At 51.4% G+C, this 18,935-nt stretch carries 15 protein-coding genes; 9 read left to right on the top strand and 6 right to left on the bottom strand.

Features of this window, described 5'->3' with window-relative positions:
* Positions 1–5: 5 nt before the first annotated feature.
* On the bottom strand, positions 6–938 hold the full coding sequence (gene glyQ, locus KDM87_RS10670; protein WP_186882943.1) for a glycine--tRNA ligase subunit alpha: 933 nt from the start codon (positions 936–938) through the stop codon (positions 6–8).
* Positions 939–1,186: 248 nt separating this feature from the next.
* On the opposite strand from glyQ, the gene KDM87_RS10665 reads away from it, so the two are divergent.
* The 4 genes from KDM87_RS10665 (at position 1,187) to KDM87_RS10650 (ending at position 5,098) form a co-directional block, all read left to right on the top strand.
* Positions 1,187–3,721 carry a bifunctional diguanylate cyclase/phosphodiesterase gene (locus tag KDM87_RS10665; protein WP_212679048.1) on the top strand — a complete coding sequence of 845 codons (2,535 nt, stop codon included), beginning with the start codon at positions 1,187–1,189 and terminating at the stop codon, positions 3,719–3,721.
* Between the two features lie 3 nt (positions 3,722–3,724).
* Positions 3,725–3,994 (top strand): hypothetical protein, encoded by a 270-nt coding sequence (locus KDM87_RS10660; protein ID WP_212679047.1) that lies wholly within the window; start codon positions 3,725–3,727, stop codon positions 3,992–3,994.
* A 54-nt stretch (positions 3,995–4,048) separates the two neighbouring features.
* Positions 4,049–4,699, top strand: a complete 651-nt coding sequence (locus tag KDM87_RS10655) for a 3'-5' exonuclease (RefSeq protein ID WP_230407705.1) — start codon at positions 4,049–4,051, stop codon at positions 4,697–4,699.
* Between the two features lie 192 nt (positions 4,700–4,891).
* Positions 4,892–5,098, top strand: coding sequence for a hypothetical protein (locus tag KDM87_RS10650; RefSeq protein WP_212679046.1), 207 nt, complete (start codon positions 4,892–4,894; stop codon positions 5,096–5,098).
* Between the two features lie 122 nt (positions 5,099–5,220).
* Here KDM87_RS10650 and KDM87_RS10645 read toward each other — a convergent pair whose 3' ends face one another.
* From KDM87_RS10645 to KDM87_RS10635, 3 genes are all read right to left on the bottom strand, one after another.
* A complete protein-coding gene (locus KDM87_RS10645; RefSeq protein WP_230407704.1) occupies positions 5,221–5,709 on the bottom strand; it encodes a DUF805 domain-containing protein in 489 nt (162 codons plus the stop codon).
* Between the two features lie 103 nt (positions 5,710–5,812).
* Positions 5,813–6,127 (bottom strand): TM2 domain-containing protein, encoded by a 315-nt coding sequence (locus KDM87_RS10640; protein ID WP_212679045.1) that lies wholly within the window; start codon positions 6,125–6,127, stop codon positions 5,813–5,815.
* 460 nt (positions 6,128–6,587) lie between these two features.
* Positions 6,588–7,133 (bottom strand): GNAT family N-acetyltransferase, encoded by a 546-nt coding sequence (locus tag KDM87_RS10635; protein WP_212679044.1) that lies wholly within the window; start codon positions 7,131–7,133, stop codon positions 6,588–6,590.
* A 260-nt stretch (positions 7,134–7,393) separates the two neighbouring features.
* On the opposite strand from KDM87_RS10635, the gene KDM87_RS10630 reads away from it, so the two are divergent.
* Together KDM87_RS10630 and KDM87_RS10625 are read left to right on the top strand one after the other, a co-directional pair.
* Positions 7,394–8,827 (top strand): L-cystine transporter, encoded by a 1,434-nt coding sequence (locus tag KDM87_RS10630; protein WP_212679043.1) that lies wholly within the window; start codon positions 7,394–7,396, stop codon positions 8,825–8,827.
* Positions 8,828–9,002: 175 nt separating this feature from the next.
* The gene (locus tag KDM87_RS10625; RefSeq protein ID WP_212679042.1) at positions 9,003–10,193 is read left to right on the top strand and encodes a serine hydrolase domain-containing protein; all 1,191 of its coding nucleotides are present in this window, start codon (positions 9,003–9,005) and stop codon (positions 10,191–10,193) included.
* 145 nt (positions 10,194–10,338) lie between these two features.
* Here KDM87_RS10625 and KDM87_RS10620 read toward each other — a convergent pair whose 3' ends face one another.
* Both KDM87_RS10620 and KDM87_RS10615 read right to left on the bottom strand, forming a co-directional pair.
* Positions 10,339–11,370, bottom strand: a complete 1,032-nt coding sequence (locus KDM87_RS10620) for a Leu/Phe/Val dehydrogenase (RefSeq protein WP_212679041.1) — start codon at positions 11,368–11,370, stop codon at positions 10,339–10,341.
* 294 nt (positions 11,371–11,664) lie between these two features.
* Positions 11,665–12,315 carry a dienelactone hydrolase family protein gene (locus tag KDM87_RS10615; RefSeq protein ID WP_212679040.1) on the bottom strand — a complete coding sequence of 217 codons (651 nt, stop codon included), beginning with the start codon at positions 12,313–12,315 and terminating at the stop codon, positions 11,665–11,667.
* A 447-nt stretch (positions 12,316–12,762) separates the two neighbouring features.
* Here KDM87_RS10615 and KDM87_RS10610 point away from each other — a divergent pair, with 447 nt between their 5' ends.
* The 3 genes from KDM87_RS10610 to KDM87_RS10600 all read left to right on the top strand — a co-directional run bounded on the left by KDM87_RS10610 (position 12,763) and on the right by KDM87_RS10600 (position 18,884).
* Positions 12,763–13,956: an efflux RND transporter periplasmic adaptor subunit gene (locus KDM87_RS10610; RefSeq protein WP_212679039.1), complete on the top strand. Its 1,194-nt coding sequence runs from the start codon at positions 12,763–12,765 to the stop codon at positions 13,954–13,956.
* 3 nt (positions 13,957–13,959) lie between these two features.
* Positions 13,960–17,148, top strand: coding sequence for an efflux RND transporter permease subunit (locus KDM87_RS10605; protein WP_212679038.1), 3,189 nt, complete (start codon positions 13,960–13,962; stop codon positions 17,146–17,148).
* A 179-nt stretch (positions 17,149–17,327) separates the two neighbouring features.
* The gene (locus KDM87_RS10600; protein WP_230407702.1) at positions 17,328–18,884 is read left to right on the top strand and encodes a POT-type proton-dependent oligopeptide transporter; all 1,557 of its coding nucleotides are present in this window, start codon (positions 17,328–17,330) and stop codon (positions 18,882–18,884) included.
* The last annotated feature ends 51 nt before the right edge of the window (positions 18,885–18,935 follow it).

Raw genomic sequence — 18,935 nt, 5'->3', positions numbered from 1 at the left:
AGGTTTCAGGCGACAACAGGTTTATGCTTATCGTCGGCGGCGCACATAGGGAAGCCGAGCGCTTCGCGCGATGCGTAATAGGCGGCAGCAACTGCACGCGATAAATTACGGATGCGGCCAATATATGCGGCACGCTCTGTCACCGAAATCGCCCCGCGTGCATCCAGCAGATTGAATGTGTGTGCGGCTTTCAGAATCATTTCGTAAGCAGGCAAAGCCAGTGATTTCTCTGTCACTTCGAGCAGGCGCTTGGCTTCTGCTTCGTAGTTGGTGAACAGTGAAAACAGAAAATCGGTATTCGAATATTCAAAGTTGAAAGTCGATTGTTCCACTTCGTTCTGATGGAAGACATCGCCGTAAGACAGGCGCACGGTTTTGCCGTTTTCTTCACGCTCAGTCCAGACCAGATCGTAGACATTTTCCACGCCCTGCAGATACATCGCCAGACGTTCGATACCGTAAGTGATTTCGCCGAGGATAGGTTTGCAATCGATACCGCCGACTTGCTGGAAGTAGGTGAACTGCGTGACTTCCATACCGTTGAGCCAGACTTCCCAGCCCAGACCCCAGGCACCCAGCGTCGGGTTTTCCCAATCGTCTTCAACAAAGCGGATATCGTTTTGCTGCAAATCCAGCCCGAGTGCTTTGAGCGAGCCAAGATACAAATCGAGGATGTTTTCCGGTGCCGGTTTCAATACCACCTGATACTGATAATAGTGCTGCAGACGATTCGGATTTTCGCCATAGCGGCCATCTTTCGGGCGGCGTGATGGCTGGACGTAAGCAGCGCGCCAGGGTTCCGGGCCGATGGCACGTAAAAATGTGCCGGTGTGCGACGTTCCTGCACCGACTTCCATATCGTAAGGTTGCAACAAGGCGCAGCCTTGTTTGTCCCAGTAATCTTGTAATGTCAGGATGATTTGTTGAAATGTGAGCATCGTGCTGTCTGCCTTTATCGCAGCCGGGGCGGCGCGAGGAATAATGTTTGCTAAACCTTCGATTTTAACCTAGAAATGCGGGTAGTAATGTCATCCGCTCAGACTAGGCGACACATTGCCGCAACGTGAAACGCCGTCGCGCTCACTTTTCGTTCTTCACATCAACGTTTATATTGCGTTAATGTTTTTAACAAGGTATAAAAATCTTCTCGCAGATTTCACGACGATTGAGGGGAGTGATGTAGCTGATGGACATAACAGGTCGCACAAATTCTTTGGACGAAGAGTCGCAAAGGTTGGAAAACTGGTATCTGCTGCTGGGAGAGCTGACGGATTGTCTTTGGTATCCGGACGATTTACCCGGATTACTGGAAGGATTTTGCAAGATACTGGTGCTGCGAGCTGGCTATTCACATACTGAAATCTTTTTTGAAAACAGCGGTGAAAAATCTCGTTTTGAAGCGACTTCGGCGCGCGCACCGGATTTTTTGTTTAGCCCCTCTGACCACGAACACGATGGCATCGATGGCATTCATGCGCTGACGCTGGATTTTAATGTCGCACCACAGATGCACCTGACATTATCTGTCAGAGCACCATTCGAAATTAATGAAGCAGCGGAACCCCGAAAAGTATTGACGCGTTTTGCGGAAGAGCTGGTCAGTGCTGTCCGCGCGCTGCTGACCACGCAAGATCATCATGATCTGCAAAATAATCTGGAGTTACTGGCGCTGTCTGTGCACCAAAGCCCGTATGCGATACTGATCACAAACGCTGGCGGTGAGCTTGAATACTGCAATCCAGCCTATACCCGTATCGCAGGCTTCAGCCTCAACGAAGTCAGGAAAACCCATGTACTGTGGAACAACGGCGCTGCCACTGACGCCGCGCATAGAGACGCGTTTCTGGCGTTGAAGCATGGTGAACACTGGCATGGCGATGTGCAGAGTCGGCATCTAAATGGTCATCTGTACTGGGAGCGGCAGGTCGTCAGTCCTTTGTGCAATGACGCAGGACAGGTCACACATCTGGTGGCCGTGCGTCAGGATATTTCTGATCGGCATTTTCAATTGCAGGAAGTCGAACAGGCTTTGTTGTTGAGGGAACAGGCACTGGTATCGAGCAGCAATGGCATCATGATCACCCGCAGTGACGAGGCCGATCACTCTATCGTGTATGTGAATCCGGCATTTGAACGGATCACCGGTTATCACGCCGATGAAGTGATCGGGCGCGAAGGGCGTTTTCTGGTCCGCGATGATCTGGCGCAGCCGGATCTGGAAGAAATCCGTTCTGCCTTGCGCGAGCGGCGCGAGGGGCGCGCTTTGCTGAGAAATTATCGCAAAGACGGCTCGCAATTCTGGAATGAGTTACGAATTTCCCCGGTCAAAGATGCTGCCGGTGCGGTGACAACCCACTTTGTCAGCGTGATCAATGATGTCAGTGAACGGGTCAATTATCAGAAAGAACTCGAATATCAGGCCACGCATGACAGCCTGACCGGGCTGGCGAACCGCAATCTTTTGAATGACCGCATTTCTCAGGCAATCGCCTGGGCGAAACGTCAGAATCTGCATGTGGGTTTGTTGCTGCTGGATCTTGATCATTTCAAACTGATCAATGATGCATCCGGTCATGGTGCCGGCGATGAAATGCTGAAACAAGTCGCACAGCGGCTGAATATGTGTGTGCGTGACACCGATACGGTTGCCCGTCTGGGGGGCGATGAATTCGTGATCGTGTTGACCGATTTGCCCGAGAGCGATGACGTGGAAGCGATTTCAGAAAAAATCATGCAGTCCTTTTCCCGGCCTATGCACATCAATGGCAGCGAAATTTTTGTCACCGCCAGTATTGGCGTATCGGTGTATCCGCGTGATGGCGATCATGGCGAAATTCTGTTGCGTTATGCGGATATAGCGATGTACCGCGTCAAAGAACATGGGCGCAACAGCGTGCGTCAGTTTATTCCCGAAATGGGCGTCACCGCAATCAGTCGCCTGAATATGGAAAGCGCGATGCGACGCGGTCTGGAACGTGCTGAATTCGCCTTGCATTACCAGCCGAAAATTGATCTGAAAAGCGGGCACGTCGTTGGCGCGGAAGCCTTGGTGCGCTGGTATCACCCGCAGATCGGACTGATTCACCCCATAGAATTTATTCCGCTGGCGGAAGAAACCGGGCTCATTTTGCCGCTCGGCGAATGGGTGTTGAATGAAGCCTGTCGCCAGCAGGTTGCCTGGGTCAATAAAGGGCTGGGCGCTTTCAAAATTGCGGTGAATATGTCTTCACGCCAGTTCCGCCAGGATGATCTTGCCGAGCGCGTTGCCAATATTATTCAACGCAGTGGCGTTGATCCTCACGCCGTGACACTGGAATTAACCGAGAGCATGGTGATGCAGGATGTTGGTAGTACCCTGATGACCTTGCGTTCACTGAAAAATCTGGGCTTATCGATTTCACTCGATGATTTCGGCACGGGCTATTCCAGTTTGTCTTATCTGCGGCGTTTCCCGATTGATGAGCTGAAAATCGATAAATCATTTATCAATGATATTCATGTGAATCCGGATGATGCTGCGATTGCCGGTGCGATCATCGCCATGGGATTGAGTCTGGGTCTGAATGTTGTCGCGGAAGGTGTTGAAAAAAATGAGCAGGCAAGCTTGCTCAAAGAGATGCGCTGTACTCAGGTGCAGGGCTATTATTTTTCCAAGCCAGTGGATGCGACCGCTTTTGAAGGCTTCGTACTGAAAAATCAGGCTAGGCGTGTCGGGGAGTAAGTCATGAGCAAAGCGGCGACCAATCAACTGGTGTGGCACGTCGGCGCCGTCAATGCCCTGGCCGATATCTTGGTCGATGCCGAGATACAGAAGTCGCAGGCCGTCGGCGAGCTGACGATTTATCATTTTCAGCATAATGGCAGCGAAAAAATGGCGGTGACTTTGCCTGATGGCCAGTCTCTGATGATTTCACTCGCTGCGCGCGCCAGTCACCCATCGCGCCGCCGCCGGGATGCGAGTGAGGAATCGATAGTCATCGTTGGTACGTCATGATGTCGGTACTGGGTTAGACTGGCAGCCATCCGCTCATTCACCACACTATTCATAATGTCAGAACAGGAAACAACCCTGCCGCTTTACCCGGGGATCGCTGAAGCCAATATCCATATCGTTGACGATACCGCTACCGCTGCGTTTGCGCATCTGCATCTGTCGCAGGCCAGCATACTTGGCTTTGATACTGAAACCAAACCTGTCTTTCAAAAAGGCCAGCGACATCATGGCCCGCATCTGATACAGCTGGCGACCGAAACCAAGGCATTTCTTTTTCCTGTCGTGCAGACCGTGAATATTGATGTCGTCAAAGAGATCCTGGAAGCGCAGCATATTCTGAAAGTCGGCTTCGGCTTGAGTGATGATCTGCGGCATTTGAAAAGCAAACTCGATATCACGACGACGAATGTGCTTGATCTGGCTAAAGCCCTGCGTGAAAACCGGCATCAGGATATTGGGGCCAAAGCGGCGGTGGCAAAATTTTTCGGCATGCAGTTATCGAAATCAAAAAAGACCTCGACATCTAACTGGGCGCAGCAACCGTTGACGGACAAGCAGATTGCCTACGCGGCGAATGACGCGCATGTCGCCTTGCTGGTATATCAGCGCTGGCTGACCTTGCAACCAGCAAGCCGAACAGCGATAACACCGGCAACCACGTCGGCAACCACGTCAACTTCGCCAACGACTCCAGCATCGGTGTAAGCGCGCTAGCGCGCGAGATTTTTTAGGGAAAATAGCATACTCCCCCCTTATTTTATAAAAAAACCGCTATTGTCAGCATAAACAAAGGGCGATTTAGAATACTGGGGGGAGTATTATTAAGGCACGCAGAGCCTTCTCAGGCAGGCGTGACCGCGATATCGCTTTCGTCTTAGTCTTGTTACCATCTTGCACATGATGTCTGAAACGAATAAACCGATACAGCAAAACTGCCGCTTATGCGTGCATTACTACATTACGCATGATGTGAATTTCATGTACGGATGCCGCATGTTCGGCATCAAAAGTCAGCGTCAGCCTTTAATGGAAATTGTTGAAGCATCAGGCAAACCTTGTGAAGGATTTGAATTGAAACAACGCTCGCCAGCGTCTGGTTCGTAAAATTTCCTGGCGATAAAAAACACCGGAAAAGACAAAAAGCGACATCGTTGGTGATGTCGCTTTTTATTTGCATAGACGATCAGGTCGCCACCTGATGATCTGTTCTGATGATGCCGGTCGGCTTATTTGACCGGAGCGCCGTAACGGTTTTCTGTTTTTTGACCTTCGCTCGCGAGGAACACCAGCAGCACGATGATACCGGCGACAGGAACGAGTGCGATCAGCATCCACCAGCCACTGCGGTTGGTATCATGCAGACGGCGCATGGTAACGGCAAGGCCGGGAATGAATGTTCCCAGCGCGTACAGGCCGCCGAGAAACCCCATTCCTGATGAAATATTTGAACTGCCCGTGATGCCGTCGACCAGACCTAAACCTATACTGATCAGGATGTTAAACAGGAAAAAGAACCAGTATTCTTTGCGACGTGCACGGCCACTGAAGCCGGCATAATTTCTGAGTACGGCGACATACCAGTCGAACGCCTGAACTTCGTCGCCAGCAACGTTCGCCGCTGATGCCGACACTGTTTGCTGCGCACCACAATGCGGGCAGGTTGCAGCAGTTTCGTGAATTTCCTTACCGCAGCCGCGGCAAAATACCATGCTCATAGTTTTCCTTTTCAGATAGTGTTTTCAGCACGTTGACAGATCACAAGCCTGAGCAGCATCGTGCATAAGTCGCAGTCTCGCTGGGTTTGTCGTTGCTGTGATGTCAGGTCCAGAGGTTGATCGTATTGCCGTCTTTATCGGTGAAACTGCCGACGACGATCATGATGAAATCGATCAGCGCCCAGATACCCAGACCACCAAACGTCAGCAACTGCAAAATACCGGTGCCGATTTTCCCGACATAAAAACGGTGTATGCCAAAGACGCCTAAGAAAAAACACAGCAATGCGGCAGGCAAAATCCGCTTGTCCGAATTACTTGCTTCTTTTGGCGTTCCCTGTGGAGCGCCACAATGAGGGCAGGTCACAGCGGTTTCATGAATTTCCTTACCGCAGCCGCGGCAAAACACCATACTCATTTTTTCTCCTTGATTTGTAGTGCGACGAAAACGGCGTGCCAATGATGTGGCGTGCGATACCGATGAATCCCTGAAAAGGAAGACGCTGTTCAACGTGAATTTTGACTGCTTGTTGATCTGCGGACAATCTAATCATAAAAGCAATTCTAAGAGAGAAGTTGTTTGAATGAAATGAAAAAATTCAAATAAGACAGAACTTACGCAACATTGTCTGCGCAATGCATCAACGCAAACGCGTCGCAAAGGCAGCGCAACACGAAATAACGAGGATTCCTCCGCTTGGCGCGAGGTTTGCTGGCGTTATTGCGAAACAAACCGAACGAACTAAGCGCATAACCGTGTTGTAAAAATGAATGCGCGTTGCTGACGGCAGACAAATGAAAAAAGCGACACCGTTAGTGATGTCGCTTCAGGGAAATCTTCAGACCTTGCTGAGGTTTATGAGCGAATGTTGGCGGGCTTAGTTTGTCTGATGCAGCGTGGCGCTGTTCGCTTGCCATACTGCGCGCGGCATATCGTAGACGGCGACTTGCATGTCGTACCAGGATTCAGTCGCTTTAAACTGCATACCGAGTTTTTTCATGACATGGGCGGACGCATGATTATCCGGATGGCAGACCGCACATAATAAGGGCGCGTTCAGTGTGTCAAAAGCAAAGCCAGCCATTGCTCTGGCGGCTTCCGACGCATAGCCGTTGCCCCAGCGGTCACGGCGCAGACGCCAGCCGGTCTCCAGCGGATTCGCCGGGTCGCGCCCCAGATGCTGAATACAACCAGCGCCGACTAACTGACCGCTGTCTTTTTCAAAAAACGACCACCAGGAAAATCCGTATTCTTTCCAACGCGCTTTAACACGATCGATCATCGCTTGCGTGTCGGCAGGTGTATCCGGCTTTCCTGTGATGTAACGCATCACTTCGGTATCGCTGTTCATCGCGAACAGTCCGTCAAAATGACTGTCGTCCATCGGGATCAATTGCAGGCGTGGGGTAAGCAAGATCGTCATTATCGGCATCCTTCTCAGGCGTCAGGGTGAAATTATGGTGGCTGTTGTCGCAGCAAAACGCTCAGTGTATTTGTACCGGACCGCTTTCGCAATGCGCTTTGATACGTGCGCTTTCATTGTGACATCGCCACCCTGCAATGACTTTATCGATGCCAAGTATAATCACAGAAATCACAGATTTTTATCGGAAAATCTTCACATGCTGAGTGGCTTATCCGTCACTGCATTTCACTTCATCTCATTTAGACAGAGGCAAGTTCATGATCGGTCCGATCGCTTCGTATTCCACTATTTTTGTTTTGATTAATCTGGCCATCGCTGTGGCGATAGGCGGATTGATGTACCGGCAGCAGCGCAAGGAAGCAACGTTTACCGTGCGTGTGCTGACCGGCCTGGTACTGGGCGTATTACTCGGTGCCGCGATGCATCTGTTGTATAGCGGTGATGCCAGTACAGCAGCGATTATTACCACGACCAATTCTTATCTCGATATCGTTGGCACTGGTTACGTCAAGCTGTTGCAGATGATCGTGATGCCGCTGATTATGGTGTCGATCGTCGGTGCGATTCTGAAACTGAATGGCGCCAGTGAACTTGGGAAAATCAGCGCACTGACCATCGGTACCTTGCTGGCAACGACAGCGGTTGCAGCGGGTATCGGCATTATGATGGCCAAATTCTTTGGCCTGACTGCCGTTGGCTTGAGTTCAACCGCGGCCGAAGTCGCGCGCGGCGAGTATCTGCAAGGTACGCTGGCGAGTGCAAAAACGATCAGTCTGCCAAGTTTGCTCCTGAGTTTTATCCCGACGAATCCGTTTCTGGATATCACCGGCGCCCGTAAAACATCGACGATTGCGGTCGTGGTTTTTTCGATTTTCATCGGTCTTTCCGCGACCGGTATCGCCGCAGCCAAACCCTTACTGTTTGCTTCATTTACCCAGTTTGTCGACGTTGCCCACGCTATCGTCATGCGCATGGTTTCCTTGGTATTGCGTCTGACGCCGTATGGTATTTTTGCTTTAATAGCGATGGTTGTGGCGGAATCGAGTTATGCCGATATTCTGAAGTTGATTAACTTTGTCGTCGCGTCGTACAGCGCACTGTTACTGATGTTTGGTGTGCATTTATGTCTGATTGCCGGTGCGGGTCTGAATCCTCTGAAGTTCTCTAAGAAGATATTCCCGGTACTGGCGTTCGCATTCACTTCGCGCACCAGCATGGGCACCATTCCTATGAATGTGCAAACCCAGACCCAGCGCCTGGGAACACCGGAAGGCATAGCGAATTTCGCTGCCTCGTTCGGCGCAACGATAGGTCAGAACGGCTGTGCCGGAATTTATCCAGCGATGCTGGCGATCATGATCGCGCCAACGGTGGGCATAGATCCATTTACCTTCAGTTTCATTGCGCAGCTCATTGCGATCGTCACGATAGGCTCGATCGGCGTGGCTGGTGTTGGCGGCGGCGCGACCTTTGCTGCTCTGATCGTTCTTTCTACGATGAATTTACCAGTCGCATTAGCGGGACTGTTGATTTCCGTCGAACCCTTAATTGATATGGGGCGTACGGCATTGAATGTCAGCGGTGCGATGACGGCGGGGACGATCACCAGCCGGGTACTGGGTGAAACGGATATGAACGTGTTTAACAGCGACGCAGAATTGACGACGGGCGAGGCTGAACAGCGAGTGTAATCACTCCTGTAATTGAGCAGACCTGGTAAGCCGCCTGAATCCCGTTTCAGGCGGCTTTATCATTTTTAGCTCCCGACAGAGGTAGTGAAATACTGGTGTGCCGATATTGCTTATTTTTCAAGTCCGTAGTTGAATGAATGCTGCTTGTTCTTTCCATAAAAAATAAGGTGATCGCATGCGGATAAAAAAGCTGCTGTTTATTGTTAGCGGAGTCGTTTTATTTTCCAGTGAATCTTCATTTGCTTCTGCGCAAGGGAGCGCTCAGGCTGTATTAACAGCATCGGCAGTTGTAACGATGCAGGACCAAACAGCGTTATTAAGTCCGGCGGAAAAACAATTAGCGAATAATGTCCGCGCACTTCTTCAGGAAAAATGTCAGCAGAATCAGTTTTCCGGTGCGATCTTAATCGCGAAAGGAGAGCGCCTCATCGCCGATGGCGTCTGCGGACAGGCGAATAAGCGCTACCACTATGCGAATACGATAGATACAAAATTTAATATCGCGTCGATAGGAAAGATGCTGACTGCCGTCGCGATTGCGCAATTGGCGGACGCAGGAAAACTCAGTTACGACGATAAGTTGAGTCAATACGTGGATGCGGGCTGGTATCCCAAAAATGTACTGGATAAGGTCACGATACGGCAGTTGTTGTCACATCGCGCTGGCTTTGGAGACATGCTGTCGCAGCAGATCATTCAGTCGTCTTACATCAGATTGCTGTTTTTGCGGGAGCTCGCCGATTACAAACCTTTACTGCAAGGCGACACGCTGAAAGCTGAACCGGGCAGCCGGTTTTCCTATAGCAATACCGGGTATTTTTTATTAGGTCTGGTGATCCAGAAGGCGTCAGGAGAAAATTTTTTCAGCTATATCCGTGAGCATATCTATCAACCGGCAGGGATGCTGAACTCTGACAGTTATTTCCGGGATGAGCCTGTCGATAACATGGCGACTGGCTATTTTTCTACGCCGGAAGCGCCGGATTTTTCAAAAGAGAATAATTTTTATATTCCTTTGCGGGGGCTGCCATTTGGCGCAGGTTACTCGACTGTTCACGATTTATGGCGCTTCACGACCGCATTGCAGAGCGGGAAGCTAATTAAAAAAGCGACGCTGCAATTACATCTGACGGATAACAGCCAGGGGCAAAACGTGGGCGGCAGACCGTACGGTTTAGGCTTTCAGATATGGAATAGCCCAGCCGGAAAAGTGGCGGGACATTCCGGCAGCCTGCGTGGCGTGTCCGGTGATGTTGCAATGTACCTCGACAGTGGATACACAATGATCGTGCTGTCGAACTATGATTCCGCCGGATCTTTACCTGCGCAACTGGAAGGTTTGCTGCCTAAGGTAGCGGAAAAATGAGCTTGTATCTGCATATCATGTCAGGTGCTTTTTTGGGGGGCTGCCCACTGATAATGCGGTTGTGAAGCGCACATAAAAAAGCCGCCTGAAAATTCAGGCGGCTCGCTCAAGATAGCATCCGCAAATCAGGCGGTCGCCAGTAAGTTTATTTTTTAAACTTTGCTTCCGCAATGCGATCAGCTACCACGCTGGTTGGCAAGCCTTCTGCATCGGCGCGGCTGAATACTTCCGTCAGCGTGTCGCCGATACGACGTACATGCGCTTCCATGCCATCTTCCGGTGTATTCAGATATTCGTAGCAGACTTTGATAATGCCGCCGGCATTGATGACGAAATCCGGCGCGTACAAAATGCCCTTCTGGCGACAGGCTTCACCGATATCAGCAGTAGCTAACTGATTGTTGGCGGCACCTGCAACGATCTTTGCTTTCAGGCGGGATAATGTATCCGGATTCAATGTTGCACCCAGAGCGCAAGGCGCATAAATGTCGGCCTGCACATCATAGATCGCATCAATACCAACGACTTCTGCACCCAGCTCGTCTTGCGCGCGTTGTAATGCCGCCTGATCGATATCAGCCACGATCAGTTTTGCACCTGCTGCATGCAGACGACGGGCGTAGTCGTAACCGACATGCCCCAAACCTTGCAGTGCGACGGTCAGACCGTCAAAGCTGTCGCGTTTGAGCTGATGTCTGATGGCCGCCTGCGCACCAACGAAGCAGCCAAGTGCGGTAAATGGTGACGGATCGCCACGGTCGCCGAGACCGGCAACGTATTTTGTTTTGCTGGCGACATTTGCCATATCTGCCGGGCTGGTGCCGACGTCTTCTGCCGTGACATAGCGGCCGCCGAGACGCTCCAGTGCTTCGCCCAGGGCTTCAAACAAAGCCGGAGTTTTATCTGTTTTCGGGTTACCGATGATGACGCTTTTACCGCCGCCGATAGGCAGGCCGGCAACGGCGTTTTTATAAGTCATGCCGCGTGAGAGGCGCAGTACGTCGCGTACCGCTTCTGCTTCTGTGGCGTAATTCCACATACGGCAGCCACCCATTGCAGGGCCAAGATGCGTATTGTGAACGGCGATAATAGCTTTCAGGCCGGATTTTTCTTCTGAGGCAAAGACAACCTGTTCGTGGTTGTCGAAGTTGATTTCGTTAAATACAAAAGCGGTCATGCTTATGGCTCCGCGCGGCGTAAGACTGTGAACCTGATAGGGCAACAGTGGTTGGCCGCAAAAAGTGAATGAAAAAGGACAAAACGGGTACAACAAATACTGGATAAAAAAAAGCTTCTGATTGCTGGTTGGTGCAATCAAAAGCGCAGGGCGGTGATTGTGTCACGCGGAGGGAAGTATAAGGGACGCCAGACATTTACTCAAATCCGCGGCTGTTCTGCTACTGGCGGGAAATCAATGCGGTACAAACCGGTATCCACGATGTCCGGCGCAGATTTGAATATGCTGTTCATTTCATGCGGCGGCTTTATCTGACGCCGGATGCAGCAGGTCGAATAATTCGGCGGTATAACGGGTTTGCGATTTAACGCAGCAACCGCGGGAATATGCATTCATGAAACCATGCCGGGTTGCTTTGGCGAGTTCTGCAGTATGACCGCGCTGGCGCAGATCGTTGACCAGTTCTGCCGGATTAAAAGCGGCTTCCTGTTCCGCAAAGATTAGTCGTACCGGGCAAGCAGGGCGTACCTCACGATGGTCGCGTATCCGTGAACCATAAAACAGCACCATGTTCTGCAATGAACGCACGAATTCGTGCTGACTGCTGATCCATAGGGCACTGGCACCGGCGCTGAATCCTATCGCATGGGTCAGCCCGGTTTGCTGTTGCAGGATAGCATCGAGCTTTTCTGTATAGCGGGCGACACCACCTTCCGCAATGAATGCCTGGTATGCGTCTTGCTCAGAGCGGAACTGGCGTTCAGTATCCTGAAACGGGCTGATGATGAGGGCGTTGACTGCGAGCTGACGTACCAGACTCTGTACCGCAGGGGTAATTCCAAAGACATCGGTGGCGATCAGTATGGTCGCCGCGGAGTTGGCTGATGCAGCAGTGACGGGGGCAGCAGGGGATGCAGTTTGAGCAGATTTGACAGAGGCTGGCACAACAAATACGGAAAAGCAAAGGAGGCCGGAGCCTACCGGACTTGCGGGGGAAAAGCAAGCCGTACAAAGGCTTGTGCCTGTCTTATTTCGTACACGCAATGCCCGATTGACAAGAGCTTTGCGACTCATGGATACTGCCAGCTTCATTCCCTCACTGCACATTGAATTGAGTGCAAGTGTGATTCGCGGGATGCTGAAAAACTGACTGACAATCTTGAGTATGACCGGGAATTTTGCCGGGCCGTTGCGTTGATGCTGATAGCTGTTGCTTGCGTTTGCATCTGGTCGCTGTCATTGACCCCGGTTGTGCCTCGCGTTCGCTGTTTTCAGGTCTGGTCAGCGTCATGTGTTGCAATGTTCCGCATGACAGGTTCGGTCGTTGAACCTTTTTTCTTTATTTTCAGTCCAAGCTGCCTTCTTAAAATTAGAGTATTCCGGAGATTCCTTATGTTGCGACCTAGTCTGATTGTATTAAGTATTGCACTTGCCTTCACCGGCTGTAGCAAGTTCAAAAAAAGTGACGACCAGACGAAGGCCAGCGCCTCTGCGACTGCCGATAAAGCTTTGATGGTGACCAATGAGGATTTATCCACCGTACAGAGTAATGCACTCTCTTCTGGCCCAGTGATCACCGGCTCTATCCAGCCAGAGCGAAAAGCTGATCTGCGTTCAGAAATTTCCTCAGTTGTTTTGCAAGTGCTGAAAGAGAATGGCGAAACCGTGAAGCGTGGCGATACGCTGGTGCGGCTGGACGACACTTCGATCAAAGACAGCCTGCATTCCGCACAGGAAGCGGAGCGCGCTGCGGTGCAGACGTTTGATCAGGCCGAGCGCCAATTGCAGCGACTGAAAACGTTGCGAGCTTCCGGCATGGCATCGACGCAACAATTAGAAGATGCTGAAATCCGTCGCAACAACACGCAAAGCGATCTGGTTGCCGCAAAGGCGCGCACAGTGCAGGCGCGTCAGCAATTACAACGCACAGAAGTCCGCGCACCGTTTGACGGCGTGGTCAGTGAACGTAAAGTGTCCGCTGGTGATACGGCACAAATCGGTAAGGAGTTGGTGAAAGTCATTGATCCGACCAGCATGCGTTTTGAGGGATTGGTCTCGGCTGACAAAGTCACCAGCGTCAAGATAGGGCAGGCAGTCTCTTTCCGCATCAATGGCTACGGCAATCAGGAATTCAGAGGGAAAGTAAAGCGCGTCGATTTAGCGGCGAATGCAACGACGCGTCAGGTAGAAGTGCTGGTGACATTAGGCGAGGGCACACAGCCACGCGTATCCGGTTTGTTTGCCGAAGGCATGATAGAAGCGTCTTCCACAGAAACACTGATGATCCCCGGTTCGGCGCTGGTGCGCGATGGCGATAAGGCTTACGCATGGCGCGTCAAGGACGGTGTTCTGAATAAAGTCAGCGTCAGCATCGGTGAACGTGATCCGCGCCGTGGCGATTTTGTGGTGCGCAGCGGCCTGCTGAATGGCGATAAGGTGGTCAGTAATCCGTTATCCACGTTGAAAGACGGGCAAAAAGTGCAGATGGTCGCTTCTGTTCCTAAAAATACGCCCGTTGTAGTAACGCCAGCGACAGCACCGGCAGCGGCATCCGCAGCTTCAGCTTCTGCGGCTGCGGGGAAATAAACCATGTTTTTATCCGACTTCAGTATCAAACGCCCGATAGCGATGATCGTCATCATCATCGCATTGATGGCGCTGGGCTTGCTCGCCCTGAAAAAACTCAAAGTGAATCAGATTCCGGATGTCGATCAGCCCTTGCTGGTGGTCAGCGTGCCGTATCCCGGTGCCTCGCCGGAAACCGTGGAAAGGGAAGTGATCAACCGCATAGAAAAATCTTTGCAGAGCATTACCGGCGTCGACAAGCTGACCTCAACTGCTTACGAAGGCAGTGCGAGTATCGTCATTTTCTTTAACTTCAACAAAAACATGGTGGAAGCCTCGGATGAGGTGAGAAATGCGATTGCCGGTGTGCGCTACAAGTTGCCGGTGGAAATGCGCGAACCGGTGCTGCAAAGGATAGACCCGTCGGCGCAACCGATCATGCAGATTGCGTTATCGTCCAGCACACTGACGCATGCCGAGATTTCACGGAAAGCCGAAGATGAAATTTCAGATAAATTCCGGGGTATTGATGGCGTCGCTACAGTCAGTGTCAATGGCTCGCTGAAACGTGAGTTGAGTGTCTTGCTGCATGCGCAAAAGCTGCGTGAATACAATGTGTCGGTGGCGGAAGTCGTTAGCGCCTTAAAAAGCCAGAACACGACTGCACCAGTGGGTAAAGTCAAAGGTGAACTCAACGAACAAAGCATACGTCTGATCGGCAGGATAGAGTCGCCAGAGGATTTTAAAGCGATCGTCATTAAGCGCCGTGGCAGTGAAATTATCCGTCTGGCACAGGTGGCTGATATCGCCGATGGCTTTGCTGAGATCAGCGGTTTCAGCGTTCGTAACGGTAATCCTAACGTCGGTATTTCAGTGACCCGTTCACGCGATGCGAGTACCGTATCGGTCGCAAACCGTGTCCGTAGCATGGTCGAGGAAATTAACAAGACACTGCCAGCCGGCACCAAAATGGAAGTCACGCAGGATGGTGGTAAGGATGCTGAAAGTAGTCTGAATAACGTCATCGAATCATTAATTTTCGGTGCGGTACTGACGATTTTCGTCGTGTATGTTTTCCTTAATTCCTGGCGATCAACGCTGATTACCGCGCTGAGTCTGCCGACCTCGGTCGTAGCGGCATTTATTGCGATCTGGTTATCCGGCTTTACCCTCAACTTCATGACCTTGCTGGGGTTGTCGCTGGCGATCGGTGTGCTGATTGACGATGCGATAGTGGTGCGTGAAAACATCGTGCGGCATATGGAAATGGGCGTGGACAGACGCACTGCGGCCAGTAACGGGACGAAAGAAATTGGGCTGGCGGTGGCGGCGACGACGTTTTCTATTATCGCTGTGTTTATTCCTGTCGCTTTTATGCCCGGCGTTTCCGGCGAGTGGTTTCGGCCATTTGCGCTGACCGTCGCGTCTTCCGTGCTGGTCAGTCTGTTTATTTCCTTTACGCTCGATCCTATGTTGTCCGCATACTGGGGTGATCCACCGGGACATCATGAATTGCCGAAAAAAGGTATCAGTCTGGTTCTGGCAAAGTTCAATCAATGGTTCGATCATCAGTCAGACCGTTACGGTAATGTGATTGCATGGGCACTGCATCATCGTGTCTGGATGGCGGTGATTGCCGGTGTCTCATTCTTTGTGGCGATCGTTTTACATGCGACACTGGGCGGCTCCAGCTTTTTGCCAGCTGCCGATAACGGTATGCTGATTGTGAACGTGCGCACGCCGTCGAGTTCCAGTCTGGAATACTCGCGTCTGAAGGTCGAAAAATCAGCAGAACTCGCGCGCACGATCAAAGAAACTAAAGCAACTAACAGTACAGTCAATCTGAGTGGTGGCCGCGTCTATGTTGATATTGGCAAAAGCACGGAACGCAAACGCTCTGCGGCAGAGATTGCCGTTGAATTGCGCAAACTCGTCGGTAACATCATCGGTGCTGAATATGTGGTGCAGGATGATCTGAACAACGGCGGCGGTAAACCGGTGCAGATACAGTTCTCCGGCCCGGATGCGCGTAAGCTGTTGGCGATCGCCAATGAATTCATGGACAAGCTCAGAAAAGTGGAAGGTGCAGTCGATGTCGGCTTATCTGAGCAAGATCCGAAAGATGAATTACAGATAGAAATGGATCGCGGACTGGCGAATACCCTCGGTATTTCTGTGAACGATGCCGCGCAAGCATTGCGGGTTGCGTTTGCCGGTGTGGAAGTCGGTGATTGGGTTGATCCTACCGGCGAAACACGCGACGTGTCTGTGCGTTTGCAGCCGGGTGATCGCGTCAATCTGGAAAACATCGAACGCTTGCCGATCTCTGTCACCGGCAGCGATAAGATGGTACCGCTGGAACAAATTGCGAAAATCACGATGGGCAAAGGGCCATCGCAGATTCAGCATTACGATGGCAAACGCATGATTGCGGTGTCCGCCAACGTACAGGGGCGTTCTGCCGGTGAAGTGACTTCCGATGCGCTGAAAATCGCCAAAGCGATGAGTTTTCCTACTGGTTATGCACTCGAACTCGGCGGTGCAGCCCGTTCGCAGAAAGAGTTGTTCAGTGAGATGGGAATTGCGCTGGTGATGGGGATTGGTCTCATGTATCTGATTCTCGTCATGCAGTTTGGCTCATTCACAGCACCGATTGCGGTGATGCTGTCTTTACCGCTGAGTCTGATCGGTGTGGTGGTGGCGCTGTTGCTGACCAAAGGTACACTCAATCTGATGAGTTTCATCGGTATTATCATGCTGATGGGACTGGTGGCGAAGAATGCGATTCTGCTGCTGGACTGTGCGCGTGAACGTGAGCGTGAAGGTTTTGAGCGCGAAGAGGCGTTGATGTATGCGGGGCGCAAGCGTCTGCGGCCGATTCTGATGACGACATTTGCCTTGATTGCAGGCATGTTGCCGGTCGCAATTGGTCTGGGTGAAGGCGGTGAGTTTTACCGTCCGTTGGCGATTGCGATTATCGGCGGCACGATCACTTCGACTTTGCTGACCTTGCTGGTGGTGCCGACTTTCTATGACAGTATAGAAATCAGCAGCGACCGCATGGTGGCGAAATTCCACCGTCGCGATGAACGCTGGAACACGGCAGTCGCATTTGTGCTGACCTTGCTCGAGGCAATATTCACCGTGACGTTTATCCGCTTTATTTTCCGTCTGCCATTCCGGATCTGGCGCAAAATAAAAGGCAGAAAATAAAACGGAAAATCAATCTGCTTGCTGACGCTTCTGAAGCTTGACGTGATACCGGCAAATCCGGATACTTCGCCCACAAATTCTGGGCGAAAATACAGCAGGATAAAGATGTTTTTTACAGACGGCCTTTACCAAGGGCCGTTTTCTTATTGTTCAACACAACAATGAAACTGGAGAGGTCGATGACGCAAAACACCGGGCACGCTGAACAAGCGAAAATGCCGCCACAAATTCCCTACATTATCGCGAATGAAGGCTGTGAACGTTTCAGCTTTTATGGCATGCGCAACATCCTGACCTCGTTTCTGATTACCAGCCTGTTATTGTCGATGCCGGAAAACATGCGCGCAGGCATGGCAAAGGAAGTCTTTCATACCTTCGTCATCGGCGTCTATTTTTTCCCTTTGCTGGGTGGCTGGCTCGCGGATCGTTACTTCGGTAAATACAATACCGTGTTCTGGCTCAGCCTCGTGTATTGCGCCGGGCATGCCTGCCTGGCGATCTTCGAGGATAACCGCAATGGTTTTTATACCGGGTTGTTTCTGATCGCGCTGGGTTCCGGTGGGATTAAACCGCTGGTGACCTCGTTTGTCGGCGATCAGTTTGATCAGACCAATCGCAAGCTGGCGCAAAAAGTATTCGATGGTTTTTACTGGATCATCAATTTCGGTTCCTTCTTCGCTTCGCTGCTGATGCCGCTGTTCCTCAAGCAACTGGGTGCCAGCGTTGCTTTCGGTATTCCCGGTGCGCTGATGTTTATCGCGACCATGATTTTCTGGTCTGGCCGCAAAAAATATGTGCATGTACCGCCGGTCTCAAAAGACCCGCATTCTTTCCTGAATGTCGTGCGTACTGCGCTGACGACTAAGGTTGCAGGCCAATCGAATAGCGGCACGCTGATGGCATGGCTGGGAGCCTTGCTGGCAGTTGGCTCGCTGTTCCTAATTCCGGCCATCGGCATCGTTGCCGCATTGTGTCTGGTGCTGGTGTTAATGCTGGGATTCGGTGGCATGGGCGCATGGATGCAGCTGGATCGCGCGCGTGGCGCGCATCCTGATGAGGCAGTCGATGGTGTGCGTTCTGTATTGCGCATTCTGGTGGTGTTTGCACTGGTGACGCCGTTCTGGTCTTTGTTTGATCAGAAAGCCTCAACCTGGGTATTGCAGGCCGATCTGATGACGAAACCGTCGTGGTTCCAGTCCTCACAGATGCAGGCATTAAACCCTATGCTGGTGATGTTGCTGATTCCATTCAATAACCTGATTCTGTACCCTATGCTCAAGCGCATGGGCGTTGAGCTGACTGCCTTGCGCCGTATGGGGCTGGGAATTGCGTTTTCCGGCCTGGCATGGATCGTCGTCGGCTTTATGCAATTGGCGATTGATGGCGGCAATTCGATTGATATCACATGGCAAATTTTGCCGTATGCTTTGCTGACTTTTGGCGAAGTGCTGGTATCCGCGACAGGTCTGGAATTCGCTTATAGTCAGGCACCGCTGGCAATGAAAGGCGTGATCATGAGTTTCTGGAATCTGTCCGTGACGATAGGTAACTTATGGGTCTTGCTTGCGAACTCCAGTGTGAAAAGCACGGCAGTGACTGAGCAGATCAAAACGACAGGCATCAGTGTGGCCGCTTTCCAGATGTTCTTCTTCGCCGGTTTTGCCTTACTCGCAGCCTTATTGTTTGCGCTGTACGCGAAGAACTACAAAATGCTGAACAACTATCGCAAAGCCTGAAGCAACAAGTCAGGCCATTGAAAACAAAAAAGCCGCATGATTTTTCATGCG

The organism is Cognatundibacterium rivi, from assembly GCF_018139565.1.
Lineage (GTDB): Bacteria > Pseudomonadota > Gammaproteobacteria > Burkholderiales > Burkholderiaceae_D > Undibacterium > Undibacterium rivi.
The sequence above is the reverse complement of the archived record's forward strand: the minus strand, read 5'-3'. Positions and strand labels throughout refer to the sequence as shown.